General features: G+C 26.6%; 16 protein-coding genes. 13 read left to right on the top strand and 3 right to left on the bottom strand.

Translation table 11 applies throughout. The features are described from left to right. The first annotated feature begins 37 nt into the window (after positions 1-37). Both LEQ07_RS03910 and LEQ07_RS03905 read left to right on the top strand, forming a co-directional pair. The gene (locus LEQ07_RS03910) at positions 38-256 is read left to right on the top strand and encodes a hypothetical protein (RefSeq protein WP_263329622.1); all 219 of its coding nucleotides are present in this window, start codon (positions 38-40) and stop codon (positions 254-256) included. Continuing rightward, complete coding sequence (locus LEQ07_RS03905) at positions 201-2,117, top strand: methyl-accepting chemotaxis protein (RefSeq protein ID WP_263329621.1); 1,917 nt, start codon at positions 201-203, stop codon at positions 2,115-2,117. Before LEQ07_RS03910 ends, LEQ07_RS03905 begins: the two co-directional genes overlap by 56 nt. A 40-nt stretch (positions 2,118-2,157) precedes the next feature. Here LEQ07_RS03905 and LEQ07_RS03900 read toward each other — a convergent pair whose 3' ends face one another. Together LEQ07_RS03900 and LEQ07_RS22855 are read right to left on the bottom strand one after the other, a co-directional pair. Next, on the bottom strand, positions 2,158-2,598 hold the full coding sequence (locus LEQ07_RS03900; RefSeq protein ID WP_263329620.1) for a patatin-like phospholipase family protein: 441 nt from the start codon (positions 2,596-2,598) through the stop codon (positions 2,158-2,160). A gap of 5 nt (positions 2,599-2,603) precedes the next feature. Continuing rightward, positions 2,604-2,756: a hypothetical protein gene (locus tag LEQ07_RS22855; RefSeq protein WP_263329619.1), complete on the bottom strand. Its 153-nt coding sequence runs from the start codon at positions 2,754-2,756 to the stop codon at positions 2,604-2,606. A 438-nt stretch (positions 2,757-3,194) separates the two neighbouring features. On the opposite strand from LEQ07_RS22855, the gene LEQ07_RS03890 reads away from it, so the two are divergent. Both LEQ07_RS03890 and LEQ07_RS03885 read left to right on the top strand, forming a co-directional pair. After that, positions 3,195-3,851: a hypothetical protein gene (locus LEQ07_RS03890; RefSeq protein ID WP_263329618.1), complete on the top strand. Its 657-nt coding sequence runs from the start codon at positions 3,195-3,197 to the stop codon at positions 3,849-3,851. 327 nt (positions 3,852-4,178) lie between these two features. Next, positions 4,179-5,108, top strand: coding sequence for a chemotaxis protein (locus LEQ07_RS03885; RefSeq protein ID WP_263329617.1), 930 nt, complete (start codon positions 4,179-4,181; stop codon positions 5,106-5,108). A 29-nt stretch (positions 5,109-5,137) separates the two neighbouring features. Here the strand turns inward: LEQ07_RS03885 and LEQ07_RS03880 are convergent, their stop codons facing one another. Continuing rightward, the gene (locus tag LEQ07_RS03880; protein ID WP_046822810.1) at positions 5,138-5,668 is read right to left on the bottom strand and encodes a GNAT family N-acetyltransferase; all 531 of its coding nucleotides are present in this window, start codon (positions 5,666-5,668) and stop codon (positions 5,138-5,140) included. Between the two features lie 176 nt (positions 5,669-5,844). Between LEQ07_RS03880 and LEQ07_RS03875 the strand changes: the two genes are divergently transcribed. The 9 genes from LEQ07_RS03875 (at position 5,845) to mprF (ending at position 15,618) form a co-directional block, all read left to right on the top strand. Continuing rightward, a complete protein-coding gene (locus LEQ07_RS03875; RefSeq protein WP_332842899.1) occupies positions 5,845-7,734 on the top strand; it encodes a molybdopterin-dependent oxidoreductase in 1,890 nt (629 codons plus the stop codon). Continuing rightward, positions 7,701-7,823: a hypothetical protein gene (locus tag LEQ07_RS20700; protein WP_332842898.1), complete on the top strand. Its 123-nt coding sequence runs from the start codon at positions 7,701-7,703 to the stop codon at positions 7,821-7,823. The genes LEQ07_RS03875 and LEQ07_RS20700 overlap by 34 nt, the downstream gene beginning before the upstream one ends. Positions 7,824-8,021: 198 nt before the next feature. Beyond that, a complete protein-coding gene (locus LEQ07_RS03870) occupies positions 8,022-8,516 on the top strand; it encodes a thioredoxin family protein (RefSeq protein WP_263329616.1) in 495 nt (164 codons plus the stop codon). A gap of 104 nt (positions 8,517-8,620) precedes the next feature. Further along, positions 8,621-9,691 carry a PAS domain-containing protein gene (locus tag LEQ07_RS03865; RefSeq protein WP_263329615.1) on the top strand — a complete coding sequence of 357 codons (1,071 nt, stop codon included), beginning with the start codon at positions 8,621-8,623 and terminating at the stop codon, positions 9,689-9,691. Position 9,692: 1 nt separating this feature from the next. Then, complete coding sequence (locus LEQ07_RS03860; RefSeq protein WP_263329614.1) at positions 9,693-10,691, top strand: sigma-54 interaction domain-containing protein; 999 nt, start codon at positions 9,693-9,695, stop codon at positions 10,689-10,691. 134 nt (positions 10,692-10,825) lie between these two features. Then, on the top strand, positions 10,826-11,440 hold the full coding sequence (locus tag LEQ07_RS03855; protein ID WP_052952013.1) for a GH25 family lysozyme: 615 nt from the start codon (positions 10,826-10,828) through the stop codon (positions 11,438-11,440). A gap of 215 nt (positions 11,441-11,655) precedes the next feature. Beyond that, positions 11,656-12,474, top strand: a complete 819-nt coding sequence (locus tag LEQ07_RS03850; RefSeq protein WP_263329612.1) for a DUF975 family protein — start codon at positions 11,656-11,658, stop codon at positions 12,472-12,474. Next, positions 12,402-12,785 (top strand): hypothetical protein, encoded by a 384-nt coding sequence (locus LEQ07_RS03845; RefSeq protein ID WP_263329611.1) that lies wholly within the window; start codon positions 12,402-12,404, stop codon positions 12,783-12,785. Before LEQ07_RS03850 ends, LEQ07_RS03845 begins: the two co-directional genes overlap by 73 nt. A 241-nt stretch (positions 12,786-13,026) precedes the next feature. After that, on the top strand, positions 13,027-15,618 hold the full coding sequence (mprF, locus tag LEQ07_RS03840; protein ID WP_263329610.1) for a bifunctional lysylphosphatidylglycerol flippase/synthetase MprF: 2,592 nt from the start codon (positions 13,027-13,029) through the stop codon (positions 15,616-15,618). The last annotated feature ends 121 nt before the right edge of the window (positions 15,619-15,739 follow it).

Genomic DNA, 15,739 nt, shown 5'->3' with positions numbered 1-15,739 from the left:
AGGTTAACAAATAAAGTTAAAAAGGAGGAATAATTGTATGAAATCAAAAATGAAAACGAATATGAAGTACAAAAACAAAAGTATAAAAACTCAACTTACTTTTATAATAGTATGTGTAGTAGTAGTTTGTTGTTTATTGTTAGGATCAATTACGAGTTACTTAAACTATAAAACTTCGAATGAGATTTTAGCAAATTCAGTTGCAGAAATTACTAAAGAAGCATCGCAAACAGTTACGCAAAATAAAAAATCTTAAAGATGCTACAATACAAACGGGGATAATAAAAGAGCTTTCAGATCCTAAGGTAAGTGTTGAGGAGAAGCAAAATATTATTACACGACAAGAAAAACTTACAGGTTTAACTCTAGGACAAATTATATATGCAGATGGAAAAGATCTTTTTAGTGGAAAAGATTATTCATCTAGGGATTACTTTAAAATATCTATGCAAGGAGATGCATATATGAGTAGTCCTGTTGTAAGTAAAGTAACAGGAGATCTTACAATGGTAGTTTCAGCACCTATTTGGGAAAATGGAGTACAAGGAAGTAAGATTGTAGGTATAGTAACTTTTGACGTAGATAAAGATTTTTTAAATGATATAGTTAATGACATAAAAATAAGTGAAAATAGTTATGCTTATTTAATAGATAGTCAAGGAACTATAATAGCACATAAAGATAAAAAACTTGTAGCTGTTAAAAATTCTATAAAAGAAGCTCAAACAAACCCTAAAGAACAAGCTTTTGCAGAAATTGATAAAAATCTTATATCAGGAAAAACTGGAAAAGTTGATGTAGAGTTAAATGGAGAAAAATGGTTGCTAGCATATACTCCTGTTAATGATACTAATGGTTGGGGAGTAGGAATAATGACTAATAAGGCAGATTTCCTTGGTCCAGTATATACTTCAATTGGTACAACTATTGGATTAGCAATAATATTTACTATAGTATCATTTATAGCAGCTATAAAGTTTGCTAATAAGATAGGAAATCCATTAAAAGCTTGCAGTGAAAGACTTAAAAAATTAGCAGAAGGTGATCTAAACTCAGAAACTCCACAAATAAATGAAGAAAATGAAATTGGATTATTAGCTAGTGCTACAAATGAAATAGTTATTGATATGAGTGAAATGATTAGTACGTTAATGTATATATTAACAGAAATAAGCAATGGAAATTTAGATTTAGATACAAATGATGAAAAGTTAAATCGCTTATTTATAAATGATTTTGAACCTATGTTAGTAGCTGTAAATAAAATTATTGATAGTTTAAATAGCACTTTAGACCAAATAAGTATAGCTGGAGAACAAGTTGCAATGAGCTCAATACAGTTATCAGAAGGAGCTCAAGTTCTTTCTCAAGGAGCAACAGAACAAGCTAGTTCTATTCAAGAACTTTCTGCAACTATAAGTGAAGTATCTGAACAAGTTCAGCAAACAGCTAAAAATGCAGTAAAAGCTAAGGCTATATCAACAAAATCAAGTGTTGCTACGGATAAAGGTAAAAAGCAAATGCAAGAGATGATTACTGCTATGGATGAAATAAGCAGTACTTCAAATAGAATTGGAGATATAATTAAAAATATTGATGATATAGCATTCCAGACTAATATTTTAGCATTGAATGCAGCAGTAGAAGCAGCTCGTGCTGGAGAAGCAGGTAAAGGATTTGCAGTAGTTGCAGATGAAGTTAGAAATCTAGCAGAAAAATCTGCACAAAGTGCAAAAGATACAGCTGAGCTAATTGAAAGATCTTTACTAGCGATAGAAAATGGATCAAAGATTGTATCAGAAACAGCAATATCTCTTGAAGAAGTTGTTAATGGAGCGAAGACTTCATCTGAAGTTATACAAGAAATAGCAGATGCAAGTAATGAACAAGCTCAGCATATAAATCAAGTAAACACTGGAATGGAACAAATTTCAGTGGTAGTTCAAACAAACTCAGCAACTTCTGAAGAAAGTGCTGCAGCAAGTGAAGAACTATCAAGCCAAGCTAATATGCTAAGAGATCTTATCGGTCAGTTTAAATTAAAAAATAATCAAGATAAGAAAGATAAGTATTTTGATGGAAAAATGTTATTTGATACAGAAGATTTTGAAATGTAACATTAAATAAAAATAACTGAACTTACGTAAGTAAGTTCAGTTATTTTTTTATAAAATCTAAAATTTTATCATACAACTCCTTAGCATTATCATATCCTTCTTCATATAACGCTGTAAGTTTTTTAGCATTCTTTTCAATTTGGCTAACATTAACTGGGTTTTTAGGTCTAATAACTAGAACGTCCCCATCTTTTTCTAATTTATTTACTAAATTAAGACTTTTGTTATAATTTAAATGTCTATTCTCAATTGCTTTAACGAGATTTGGGTATTTCTTATATTTTTTATTTACGATAGGAAGAAATTTTTGCTTATTTTTTGTGTAAGTAATATCTCGAGTTAAAACAACTATATTTTTTTTATAACCCTGATTTAAAGCGTATTCGATAGGTATGGAATCAGATACACCTCCATCCACCAATTTAAAACCATCTATTTCTACTATATTTGCAAACATAGGTATTGAGCAAGATGCTTGCATATAAATTATTTCTTTTTCAAATCTTTTAACTCAAAGTATTCTGGAGATCCAGTTTCACAATTAGTAGCAACCACTACAAATTTAGATTTAGATTTGGCAAAAGTATCATAGTCATAGATATTTAGTTCATTAGGAATTTTATTGAACATAAAATCCATACCAAAGATTGATCCAGTTTTAATTAAATTAGAAAAACTTAGATATCTTTTATCGTTTATATAGTCTACAGTAGCATTATATGCTCTTTTATATTGTTTTGATAAATATGAAGAAGCGTGACAACTACCAGCAGATACACCGATTGTTATATCAACTTCTATATTTTTTTCTATAAAAAATCTAATACTCCAGCGGTGTATATACCGCGCATACCGCCACCCTCTAATATTAATCCTATTTTATTCATAGTATATCCTTTCTACAAAAGCACTTATATATGAAAAGTTATTAACTTGTAAATTACTTTAAATATAAAATTATTATAAATTAATAACTTTATATTGTCTAGCTTTGGAGGATTTAACTTAGCTATAAATTATTTAATCCGTATATAAACAATATGATTATAAATTATTATCATATTTAGGAGTGAACTGATGATTAATATAAATAAAAATTCTTATGATGTAGGAAATAAAACAAATATGGCTATAGGTAATAAAGAACAGTTAAAACAACAAATTAAAACTCCAAACCAAGAATGTGAAGCTATAGTAATTAGAATTAAAGACGAATTGCAAAAAGCAACCTTAATAGCGATGAAAATTATAAGTGGAGAAAGTATAAATAAATCAGAAGAAAAATTTATAAACCTTAAATATCCTGATATAAAAAAATTAGCTGAAAAATTGAAAGAAGATATAAAACAATTAAAGATTTTAATAAAAAATTGTAATTCAGATGAAGAAAGAAAAGATTTAATCAATAGAGGGATAAATAATGTAAAGATTATGGGGAAAAAGGGGTTAATATCGGAAGTTGAAGTGAAGTTAAAATTAGGAGCTTTAAGTGAAGTTGAAAAATTTTCAAATACAATAAAAATAGAAAATAAAAAGATTGAGGTTATAGCAATAAAGTTATTGAAGAATCAAAATTTAACTTCAAAAGAACTTGCTTTAATAGAAGAAAAAATACCAGATATAAAGCAAATAATTAACAAAATAATTAAAGAGAATAAATCATTAAAAGATGAGATTAACAATTGTAATACAACTGAAGAAAAACAACAAAATATCAAAGACTTTATGACTTAGAAAGTTTATTTAAAAGTAATAGAATTTCAGATTTAGAGTTTAAACTAAATTTATTTTATTTAAATGGTTTAGAAAAGGAAATAAAAAGAAAATAAAATAAGCAGCTTTGGATTAATCCTTATTTTTATTTAAATCCTTCATCACTAGTAGATAATTTAAGTGGAGTGTTAATAATTATAATAATAATTATAGCTATTTGAAATATATATAATATTTTTAATAGTATATATATAAATATAGGTAAATACGTATCTCTAGATTTAAAAGAATCTTCCGTATATATAGAAAGTATATTTTATAGTTGAAAATAAAAATCGGGAGGTAACTATGGGCGTTTCAGAGAATACTAGTAAAACAAAAATTCTTTTAGAGTCGGGAACAAATGAACTTGAAATTATGGAGTTTACTATAGCAGGTGAATTATTTGGTATAAATGTAGCAAAAGTTAGAGAAATAATGATTGCACAACCAGTAAAACAAATGCCTAATTCACATGAATTAGTAGAAGGTGTATTTAAGCCTAGAAATGAAATAATAACAGTTATAGATTTAGGTAGGTATTTAAACTTGCCTAAGGGAGAACATAAAAATAATGATATATTTATTGTAACTCATTTCAATAAGTTAAACTTTGCTTTCCATGTTGAATCTGTAGTAGGTATTGCTAGAGTTTCATGGCAAGATATAAAAAAACCAGATAAAGTAATTTACGGTGGAGACGAAGGAGTTTCAACTGGTATAGCAGAATATAAAGATAGACTTATAACTATACTAGACTTTGAAAAAATTATTGCAGAAATAAGTCCTGAGTCAAGTATTCAATATGAAGAAATAGATAGATTAGGTAAACGTAAAGAAAATGACAAAACTATACTAATAGTAGAAGATTCAATGTTACTTTCTAAGATGATAGTTGAATGTTTACACAAAGCGGGATACAAAAACACAATAAAAGTTGATAATGGACAAGAGGCATGGGAATACTTAGAAGAAGTTAAGACTTGCGGAGAACCTGTTAAAAACCATGTTTCATGCATAGTTTCAGATATTGAAATGCCATTAATGGATGGACATAGATTAACAAAACTTGTAAAAGATGATAGTGTGCTTAAAGATATACCTTTAATACTGTTCTCTTCATTGATAAGCGAAGAAATGAGAATAAAAGGAAAATCTATAGGTGCAGATGAACAAATAACTAAACCGGAAATTGCTAATTTAGTTAGTATAATTGATAGACTAGTAGAAAATAAATAAAATAGGTACATGCTAGCATGTACCTATTTTTATATTTCAGAGTATTTCATTACTATATTAGTTAAAAAATTACTAAAATTATTAAATTCAGACTTATTTATATCATCTGGATAAGTCATGATCTTTAGTTCATGAGCAGGTGTATCTTTTCTATATGATGGATGCGTATGATCAAATTCTTGTAGTTTAAACCCTAATTTTGAATAAAAATTTAATCTTTTAATAGATACATCATCCAAAGGTGGATCTATTTCTAAAATTACATTTTTATTAATTTTACAAAACTCTTTAATAGTTTTAGAGCCATAACTTTTACCTCTTAAATTTGAAGAAATTGCAAAATGTTCTATATATACAAATTTGCCTAAATCCCAATAAAATAAAAGTCCAATTAGTGAATCAGATTCACAAAGTGCCATGCAGTAATATTTTTCATCTTGTAAAGCTAAGATTTGATCCTCTAAAGTTCTTTGTTCAAATAATGGAAAGCTTGTATTATACATCTCCATTATTTCATTCCAATATTTATTATTCTCAGATTGAATTCTTAAAAATTCCATATTATCACCTCATAAAAGTTATCTACATTTTGGTTAAATTGTCTAACATTATATCATATCTAAAAATTTATGCAAATTAAGTATATAAAGTATTGATTGTGTGTATAGATGTTTATATTATTATCTATAAAGAAAATATTATTTATCAAAATAAATAAGAGGGATGGGAGTTATTAATGAAAATTTTAAGTCATGGATGTACGCTAGATTGTTTTGATTGTTGTAAGTTTAATGTATATGTAGAAGATGAAAAAGTTATAAAAATAGAGGGTGATAAAAATCATCCCTATACAAAAGGATTTATATGTAATAAAGGAAGATCTCATTTAAAAAGATTAAATAACCCAGATAGAATATATAATCCGTTAATAAAAATAGATGGAGTTTGGAATGAAATTAGTTTTGAAGAAGCTATAAATATAATTGCCAAAAAACTAAAGATATATAAAGATAAATACTCATCAAAATCTATATTATATTACACTCAATACGGAAGTGGTTCAGTTTTAAAAGACATAGGTGATATCTTCTTTAATTTTTATGGAGGAGTAAGTAAAAGCAAGGGAGGCCCTTGTTGGAGTGCTGGAATAAAAGCACAAGAATATGATTATGGAACATCTAAAAGTCATTCGTTAGAAGATATTTTAAATAGTAAAAGTATTTGTATATGGGGAAAAAATCCAGCATATACTACAATACATACATTTCAAATGATAAAAAAAGCAAAAGCTAAAGGAGTAAAGGTAGTTGTTATAGATCCGATATATACAGATACAGCTAAAATTGCAGATAAATATATACGAATAAATCCGGGTACAGATGGAGCATTAGCTATGGCTATGACAAAAATTATAATAGAAAAAGGAATTTGTGATAATGAGTATATAGATAAATACGTAGTAGGATTTGATATCTATAAGGACTATATACTTAATTTAGATTTAGATGAATTATTAAATGAATGTGGAGTACAGATGAATATAGTAGAAGAATTAGTAGAATTATATACAGACAAGTACTCTACTATATATATAGGGTATGGAATACAAAAATATAAAAATGGAGGAAATAATATAAGAGCTATAGATGCTTTAGGGGCTATAACTGGGCAAGTAGGATTTGCTGGTGGAGGTATTAATTATGCAAACAAAGTATATCCATCAGTTTTAAATACAGATCCATTTAATAGTGAGGATTATTGTGATAATAGATTTTTTTACACTAGCCACATTAGTAAGTTTATAAAAGAAGCTATGAATAGTAAAACTCCTATCAAAATGGCAGTTATAACAAAGAGTAATTTATTGAATCAACTAGCTGATGTAGTAGATATAAAACAAGCTTTTAATTATATAGATTTCAAAGTATGTTTCGATATGTTTATGACAGATACTGCAAAAGAGTGTGATTTATTTATACCATGTACAAATACTTTGGAGAGTGAAGATTTATTATATTCATCAATGACAAATCCTTATATTATATATAATGAAAAAGCAGTAAATCCCCAAAATAAACTAATGGATGAATATTATTTTTTTATGGAATTAGCAAAACGTTTAAACATGAAAGATTATCCAATGGTATCTAAGTTAGAATATATATGCGAGGTAATAAAGCCATTGGTGGAACTTGATAGAAATATAAATTTAGATACAATAAAAAACAATTATTTGACTATACATAATCCTATAGCATGGGAAGAAAAAATATTTGACACTCCATCAAAAAAAATTGAACTATATTCAAACGATGCCATCTTAGATGGTGTAAATCCAATTCCTATATATATAAAATCTGAGAAAAGAAATAAGTATAGATTACTAACTAATCACTGTAGAGATAGTATTTCTAGTCAGCATATGATGGATAAAGAGGAAATAGCAAAAGCTTATATAAATGAAGACATGGCAGATAGAGAAGATATTAAAGAAAATGACATTGTAAAATTAGTTAGTAAAAATAGAAGTATAAAAGTTCAAATTAAAATAACGGATAGTGTAGGGGATGATATAATTTTAATTTATGTTGGATGGTGGAAAAACATGGTAATCCAAATGTTTTAACAGATAGTGGAATTTCAGATATGGGAGGCCAAGTAACCTATAATGAGACATTTGTAGAAATAGATAAATGGGTTAACAGGGTTAAATAACAACCATAATAACCAATAAAACCAAAGTTAAAAATTAAATTTAACTAGTTTCTATAAATTAAAAATTTATAGAATGTGATATTTTAAGTAGGTTGAAACTTATAAATAAGATTTAATGTAAGCCTTCAAAAACTGGCATAGTAATTGCTTTATATTAATAGTACAAAAATTATATATTGGAGGATTTATTAATATGGAATGAACATCAAAGAGCTATTTGAAGTAGGAGTAAGTTTTGAATCAGCTGTAGGAGTAGGAACGAAAGAAGAAAGAGCTATAGTAGTAAAAAATACTTCTCGCATCAACTTACCAAATGATTTAATAGAAGAGGTTAAAAATTTTGATAAAGAAATAAACTTTTTAGTTTCAGGTGAAATCTTTTGTCCAGATTTCCAACTTAATGTAAGTGTAGTTAAAAGACTTTGCGATTTAAATCAGAATTTCAATATGTCAGTAATAAGTATAACAAGAGGTAAAAAGTTTTTAGCTCCTATTTTAAAAATTGAAAATTATAAAGCTCCCACAATTGCAGTTTTAGATAAAGATATGAATGTTTTAGGTGTATTTGAAGAAACTCCTAAAGTTGTGTCAGCAATTGGTAATTTTGAAGAAATTAAATTAAATTACTTTAAAGGGGATTACTTAATTGATACAGCAAAAGAGATTGTTGATTATATAAAAAAATGTAATTAGAAACATAGTAAAGAGAGATAAAGCTAATTTATCTCTCTTTACTATATTTTGCAATTTATATATGATATTGTTATAATTTATTTAATGATTATAGAATATTAGATATGAGGGATAAAAATGAAAAAAGAGAATTAGCTATAGTAACATTAAAAAAAGATGCAGGAGAGATATATGCAAATCAAATAAATTATTTTTTAGGAGACAGTATAAAGATAAACCTGTATTCTTTTGAAGAGGGCGGATTTACTTTCTTTGAAGAAAAACTAATTCTTCTTTCTGTAAATTTAAAATATGAAGAAATCTTAAAGATGTGCAATTTAGATGCACAGATAATCATACCTAATTTAACTTTTGAAAAATCAAGTTTTGAAAAAATATGCAAGATAAATAAAAATGAAACTGTATTTGTTTATAATTTATCAAAAAGTATGGCATTAGAAACAATAGCAATTATATGTAGATTAGGTGTAGATATACCAAATCTTATACCTTGCTATCCTGAGATGAAAAAGATACCAGAAAACTCAATAGTTCTTACACCAGGAGAAAAATTAAATATAGAAGCTAAAAATTGCAAGATTATAGATTTAGAATATAGAATAATAGATTTAAGTTCTATTGCAGATATAGCTATGAAGCTCAATTTAGAAAGTCTTATTCAAGAGGATTTAGTAAAAAAATTTATGGATAAGATTGTCCCAATTAGCTATATAACAGAAAAGCTTTTAGTAACCCAAACTAAATTAGAGAATCAATTTGATTTTTTATTATCTGCAATTGACGATGGAATTATTGGAGTTAGTAATGATGGTATAGTGCAGTTTTATAGTCACGTAGCCAGAGAAATATTATCTATCAATGGAAATGAAATGATAGGAAAATATATAGGTGAATATGTAAAATCTCTAGATTTTGATCAAATAATTAAAAAAGAAGTTCCATATTTTCAAAAACTTATTAAAGTAAATAATATAGATATAAACATGGAGATTAAATACACGCATATAAGTGTTTTTAATGGATTTATAATAAAAGTATCCAAATTCCATCAAGCTGAAAAGAAACAAGCGAAGTTAAGAGCTCAGTTAATGAGCTCAGGGAATGTAAGTAAATATAATTTTGACGATATAATTGGATGTAGCGATTCTATAAAAAATACAAAAAATTGCATATAAAATGGCTCAATCTGATTCATCTATTCTTATAATTGGTGAAAGTGGTACAGGTAAAGAGTTATTTGCACAATCTATACATAGTGCGTCAAGACGAAGCCAAGGACCGTTTGTAGCTGTAAACTGTAGCACTTTTCAAGAAGGATTATTACAAAGTGAACTTTTCGGATATGATGAAGGGGCATTTACAGGAGCTAGAAAGGGTGGAAAAATTGGATTGTTTGAATTAGCTAATAAAGGTACTATCTTTTTAGATGAAATAGGAGAAATGGACTTGAACTCTCAAGCTACACTTCTTAGAGTAATTCAAGAAAAACAAATTAGAAGAGTTGGTTCAGATAAGATTATAGATGTGGATATAAGAATTATAGCAGCTACCAATAGAGATTTAAAAAAGCTAGTATGCGAAAATAAATTTAGAAAAGATTTGTTTTATAGATTAAATGTATTGCCATTAAAAATTGCACCACTTAGAAATCGAAATGAAGATGTATTTTTAATTTTCGAATCATTTAAGAAAAATCTTGATGTGAAATTTAGCCTTTCAGATGAACTTGTTGAGGTTTTTAAAACATATAGCTGGGAAGGAAATATAAGAGAATTAAGAAATTTAGTAGAGTATTGTTCATATTTAGATAAAAGTATAATAGAAGTATATGATTTACCTGAGTACATGTTAGAGTCAATAAAACATAAAGATTATTGCTTAGAATTATCAAAGAAAAATGATATTCAAAACATATCTAATTTAAAAAGAGATTTAAGAGATTATATATTTGTACTAGAGAAAATAAATAATGCATATGTTTTAAAACAGAGAATTGGAAGAAGGAAAATATATGAATATGCATTAGCAGAAAAGATATTTTTAACTGAGCAACAAATTAGAAGTATATTAATAGAATTACAAGAGTTTGGATTTATAAAAATTTTATCTGGACGAGGTGGATCGGTAATAACAGAAAAAGGAATTCTATTTTTAGAAGAAAACAAAAGGGTTTGATAGATAAGTAGTACAGTCTATCAAACTTTTTTACTTTATAAATTATTTAATGTAAAGGAACATAAAAAATTTTTTTGAATATTATATAGATTAGGGGGACTTTACTTGGAGAAATTTTAAAAAGGAGGTTTTATGTGAATAAATTAAAAGGTATTGATGTCAGTCATTGGACAGGCTATGTGAATTTTAAAGATGTTTTTAATAGTGGAATTCAAGTTGTTTATATAAAAGCAACAGAAGGAACTAATTATATAGATCCTAGATTTAGAGATTACTATAATGAAGCAAGAGCAGAGGGACTAAAGATAGGTTTTTATCATTTTTTTAATCCTGTAAATTCTGGAACACCTAAAGCACAAGCTCAACATTTTGTAAGTACGATAAAGAAATTAAAATGTGACTGCAAGCTAGTTTTAGATTTAGAAAAAACAGGAGGGTTAAGCAAATCAAAACTATCTAGACAGGCAATAGAGTTTTTGGAGGAAGTTAAAATATTAAGTGGATTGGATGTAGCTATTTACACATATACTAATTTTGCTCAAAATAATTTAGATTCAGAATCTGGATTAGGAAGATATCCTTTGTGGATAGCTCAATACGGAACAAGTAATCCGGAAAGCAATCCTATATGGGGAGAAAATTATATTGGATGGCAATATTCTGAGTCAGGAATAATCACAGGAATAGAAAGTAAAACAGATTTAGACGTGTTTACGGAACAAATACTGTTAAATGAATATAAGAACTAAGGACAAAAAATTAGAATAAATTAAAGGAATTTCGAGATATTACCATAATATTTATGGTAATATCTTTTTAAAAATGTAAAAAAGACATGGAAAATAAATTTCAGATAAGTTTTTATTTGCTAATATTTGTAAGGATGTTGTAACTAAAGCTAAGCATAAAATATATATAATTTATAATAAATAGATTATATAGCAACAAATCAGGGGGGAATAAAATGAATAAAAGTGAATTAAGGGTGGATATGAAAGTAGAAGCTAGGAGACAGTTAGCTGATAATAAAATAGATATTACTATAGCTACTGTATTAGTTGGAATGATTACGTTTATACCACAGTTTTTAAGTGAAGAAATTTTCACATCGTATAGAATGACATTGGTTATAAGTATCATATCAATGCTTGTATCTACTCCGTTAGTAGTAGGATTAAATATAGTATCTTTAGATTGTATAAAAGGGGATAAAATCAAAGCAAAAGATGTCTTAAAAGGATTTAATATACTATATCAATCATATGGAGCTATATTGCTTCAGATGGGTATAACTTTTATTATGACTGCTCCTTTTGTAGCTATACCAATATTTTTAGTAAAAGATAGTCACACAAGATTAACTATGATTGCATTTATAAGTAGTATATCAAATTTATTTTTCTCTATAATTTTTTCACAACTTCAATACATTGTTGCAGATAAACAAGATATTTCATTAATTGAAGCTATTAAAAAATCTATCAGTATTATTAAAAATTATATTTGGGACTATATATTACTTTCATTAAGTTTTATTGGATGGATGCTTTTAGTTGGATTTACCTTTGGAATAGCATATATTTGGGTAGGGCCTTATATACAGTTAACATTTACAAATTTTTATGAATATATAAAGAAAGATGAGCTAGACACTTATGAAAAATCAAAATATAGAAGTCTAAAATCAGGACTATTAGTAGGTATTTTATTATGTGCATATATGACAATAGAAGCAAATATATCTCAAAGGGTACTTACACCGCCTATTATAAAAAAATTATAGAAGATAATGATTTAAGACTTATAAGTTTCGATGAAGAGAAGAGTTATTATATATCTGAAGAAGAAAGTATAGCGTATAAAATTGAACCTAATTATAATAATTTAAGCGATTTAAGTAAATATACAGTGGTTGTAAAAAAACATCCATTAGATTCTAAAAAAGGAGATAAAGTCAATTCCACAGTTATGTATATAATAGTTGATGAAGATAAGTTATTAGGTATTAGTTGTGATCCAAATAGTCCAGGTAAAAAAATAGAATCTTATAATCCGATTCCAGGAAAATTCGATATAAAAGGAAATAAGCTATAAAATAAAAGTGCGCATATAAATTATATTTATATGCGCACTTTTATTTTGATGCAAATAAGGAATAATTTCTAAAGAAAAAATTAAGAAATATCACTTAAAAAAATTAAGAATTAAGAATTAATATGTTTAATATATAGAGTGTTTTACAGTAATGTTACATGTACATAACAAATTTGTAATAAAGCGAAAAAGCATAATGTAATGTGGTAGACTTGATAAAGTAAAATAAATTAGAGAGGTGATGGTTATCAAAACAAATAAAAATAGACTAATACTAGGATTAAAAATATTATTTGTAGTAATTATTTTAGGAATAACAGTTAAAGAGTCAGCTAATATTATTAGCGGATTTAACATCGAAACATTTTATACTTATGCACATCAGCTTACATTAGGAAATATACTTATTATTATTTCGCTGGGCATAATTTCATATATACCTTTAACTTTTTATGATTTTATAATCAAGAAGAGAGTTGGAATAAACTTAGATAATAAAAAATTGTATAAATACTCATGGATTGCCAGTTCTGTATCTAGTATTGTTGGATTTGGAGGAAGCAGTGCTATTGCTTTAAAAAGTCATTTTTACAATCCGTATGTTAAAGACAAAAAACATTTAGCCAAAGAGGTATCCAAAGTAGTAGCTTTAAATCTAACTGGATTTTCAATGACATGTTTTATATATCTAATAATGATGAAATTTAATCTTGGTAAAATTAGTATCACAAATGTGTTAACTATATGCATAAGTATGTATTTACCGATTTTAACATTGATTTTAGTTGGAAGATATATAAAGTATAAAAATGAGATAAGAAGAGATGTTATAGATACATTTAAAATAATAGGAATATCATTATTAGAATGGATTACGACTATAACTTTAGTGTATTCAATAGTGATAATATTAGGAGAAAATATATCGATAGCACAATTTTTTCCAATATTTGTAGCTGCTATAGCTGTAGCGATAATAAGTATGTCTCCAGGTGGGGTAGGTACATTTGATTTAACTTTACTAACAGGACTTAATGCTCTAGGCGTTGCATCAGAGAAGGTAATATTAGCTATATTTTTATATAGATTAACTTACTATATAATACCATTACTTATAGGATTATTATTATATATATCTGAACTTTGGACCAAAGTAGATAAAAATAAAAAGTATTTAGTTTCAATAGTATCATCAAAATTTGCTCATTATGGACTAATTATATTAGTATTTTCTGCGGGATTATTACTTTTAGCATCACAAGCTATACCTGGTATGGTAGAGAGAATACATGTAGTAAATCAAATTTTAGGATTTAAAATTACATGTATGTCTGGTGGATTTTCTATTATAATTGGATTTTTATTAATTGCTATGTCTAGAGTAATAAGCTTTAAATCTAAAAATGTGTATAAGATAACTATGGCATTAGTTATAATTGGAATTCTTGTATCTTTAATTATTAGATTTGAATATCAGGTTAGTACATATCTAATTATTGTAGGAGTAGTATTAAAAATTAGTAAAAACCAATTTTATAGAGATGGATTTGTAATGAGATGGGGAGATATACTAAAAAATTCATTAATATTATTATTTTTCCAAGGATTATATATATATATAGCTTACAACAACACTCATTTAAAAGTTTCTAGCAACTCTATATTTAATTTAAGTAATTACCATACTTTTGAACAAGTAAGCAAATTTGGAGCAATAAGTACTATTGGATTTTTAATTGCAGTAGCGTTTTTAGTTATTTTATATTACTTAAATAAAAAGAATGACTTTCAAAAAGTTAAATTATATCAGTGTAAAGATAAAGTAGACAATATATTAAAAAAGTATAATGGAAGCTCTGTAATTCACTTTGTAAATTTAAATGATAAGTTTGTATATATGAATAAAGATGAAGATGTTATGCTTCAATATCAAGTATATGCAAATAAGTTAGTAGTTCTTGGGAACCTTGTAGGTGATGATAGCAAGTTCTTTGAATCGATCCAAGAGTTTTATGAAATGTCTGATAGATATGGGTACATACCTGTTTTTACAGCAATAGATGAAAAGATGATACCTCATTTACATGAAACTGGATATGAATTTATTAAATTAGGTGAAGAGGCATCTGTAAACTTAGAAGAGTTTACGTTAGAAGGACGTAAAATGAAAAGTGTAAGAAATGCGCTTTCTAGAGTTGAAAAAGAAGGATATACATTTGAAATGGTGTATCCGCCATTTAGTAAAAGTTTTCTTGAAGAAATTAAAAATATTTCTGATGAATGGCTTGAAGGAAGACCAGAAAAAGGATTCTCAGTTGGATTCTTCGATGAAGAATATTTAAGTTTAGATGCTATTGCTATAGTAAAAAATAAAGATGGAGAAATTAAAGGATTTACAAATTTAATGCCTATGTATGATGGCAATAAAACATTATCTATAGATTTAATGCGTTTCTCAAAAGATAGCTGTAATGGGATAATGGATTTTATATTTGTAAATTTATTTAAATATGGGATAGAGCATGGATATTCAAGATTTAATATGGGAATGGCACCTTTATCTAATGTGGGAAGATCTAAATATTCATTTTTAAGAGAAAAAATGGCTGCTAAAATTTATTCTCATGGACAATATTTTTACTCTTTTGAAGGACTAAAGAGATTTAAAGAAAAATATTGTGAGTCTTGGGATGGAAGATATATGGCTTATAAAAAAAGAACTTCTCTTGTATTTACAATGATTCAAGTTATAATGCTAGTATCTAATGGGAAAAATTACAGATATGAAAGTTGTAACCATTACAGTGAAGCATTAAAACAAGAGTTAGCATAAGTTAAATAAAAAACACTATTAAATAGTGTTTTTATTTAACTTAAAACAAATTTTTCTATAGCTTTAGCTACTCCAGATTCTGTATTTTAAAGGTGTTTATTTCAATTAATATCATATTACT

Source organism: Paraclostridium sp. AKS73 (genome assembly GCF_025671395.1).
In the GTDB taxonomy this organism is placed as follows: domain Bacteria; phylum Bacillota; class Clostridia; order Peptostreptococcales; family Peptostreptococcaceae; genus Paraclostridium; species Paraclostridium benzoelyticum.
This window is presented reverse-complemented; position numbering and strand designations above follow the sequence as displayed.

Excerpts from the sequence above, each read along its gene's own strand:
- LEQ07_RS03910 (WP_263329622.1), top strand. The coding sequence starts at position 38 with ATGAAATCAAAAATGAAAACGAATATGAAGTACAAAAACAAAAGTATA.
- LEQ07_RS03900 (WP_263329620.1), bottom strand. The coding sequence starts at position 2,598 with ATGCAAGCATCTTGCTCAATACCTATGTTTGCAAATATAGTAGAAATA.
- LEQ07_RS22855 (WP_263329619.1), bottom strand. The coding sequence starts at position 2,756 with ATGGATTTTATGTTCAATAAAATTCCTAATGAACTAAATATCTATGAC.
- LEQ07_RS03890 (WP_263329618.1), top strand. The coding sequence starts at position 3,195 with ATGATTAATATAAATAAAAATTCTTATGATGTAGGAAATAAAACAAAT.
- LEQ07_RS03885 (WP_263329617.1), top strand. The coding sequence starts at position 4,179 with ATGGGCGTTTCAGAGAATACTAGTAAAACAAAAATTCTTTTAGAGTCG.
- LEQ07_RS03880 (WP_046822810.1), bottom strand. The coding sequence starts at position 5,668 with ATGGAATTTTTAAGAATTCAATCTGAGAATAATAAATATTGGAATGAA.
- LEQ07_RS03875 (WP_332842899.1), top strand. The coding sequence starts at position 5,845 with ATGAAAATTTTAAGTCATGGATGTACGCTAGATTGTTTTGATTGTTGT.
- LEQ07_RS20700 (WP_332842898.1), top strand. The coding sequence starts at position 7,701 with ATGGTGGAAAAACATGGTAATCCAAATGTTTTAACAGATAGTGGAATT.
- LEQ07_RS03870 (WP_263329616.1), top strand. The coding sequence starts at position 8,022 with ATGAACATCAAAGAGCTATTTGAAGTAGGAGTAAGTTTTGAATCAGCT.
- LEQ07_RS03865 (WP_263329615.1), top strand. The coding sequence starts at position 8,621 with ATGAGGGATAAAAATGAAAAAAGAGAATTAGCTATAGTAACATTAAAA.
- LEQ07_RS03860 (WP_263329614.1), top strand. The coding sequence starts at position 9,693 with ATGGCTCAATCTGATTCATCTATTCTTATAATTGGTGAAAGTGGTACA.
- LEQ07_RS03850 (WP_263329612.1), top strand. The coding sequence starts at position 11,656 with ATGAATAAAAGTGAATTAAGGGTGGATATGAAAGTAGAAGCTAGGAGA.
- LEQ07_RS03845 (WP_263329611.1), top strand. The coding sequence starts at position 12,402 with ATGTGCATATATGACAATAGAAGCAAATATATCTCAAAGGGTACTTAC.
- mprF (WP_263329610.1), top strand. The coding sequence starts at position 13,027 with ATGGTTATCAAAACAAATAAAAATAGACTAATACTAGGATTAAAAATA.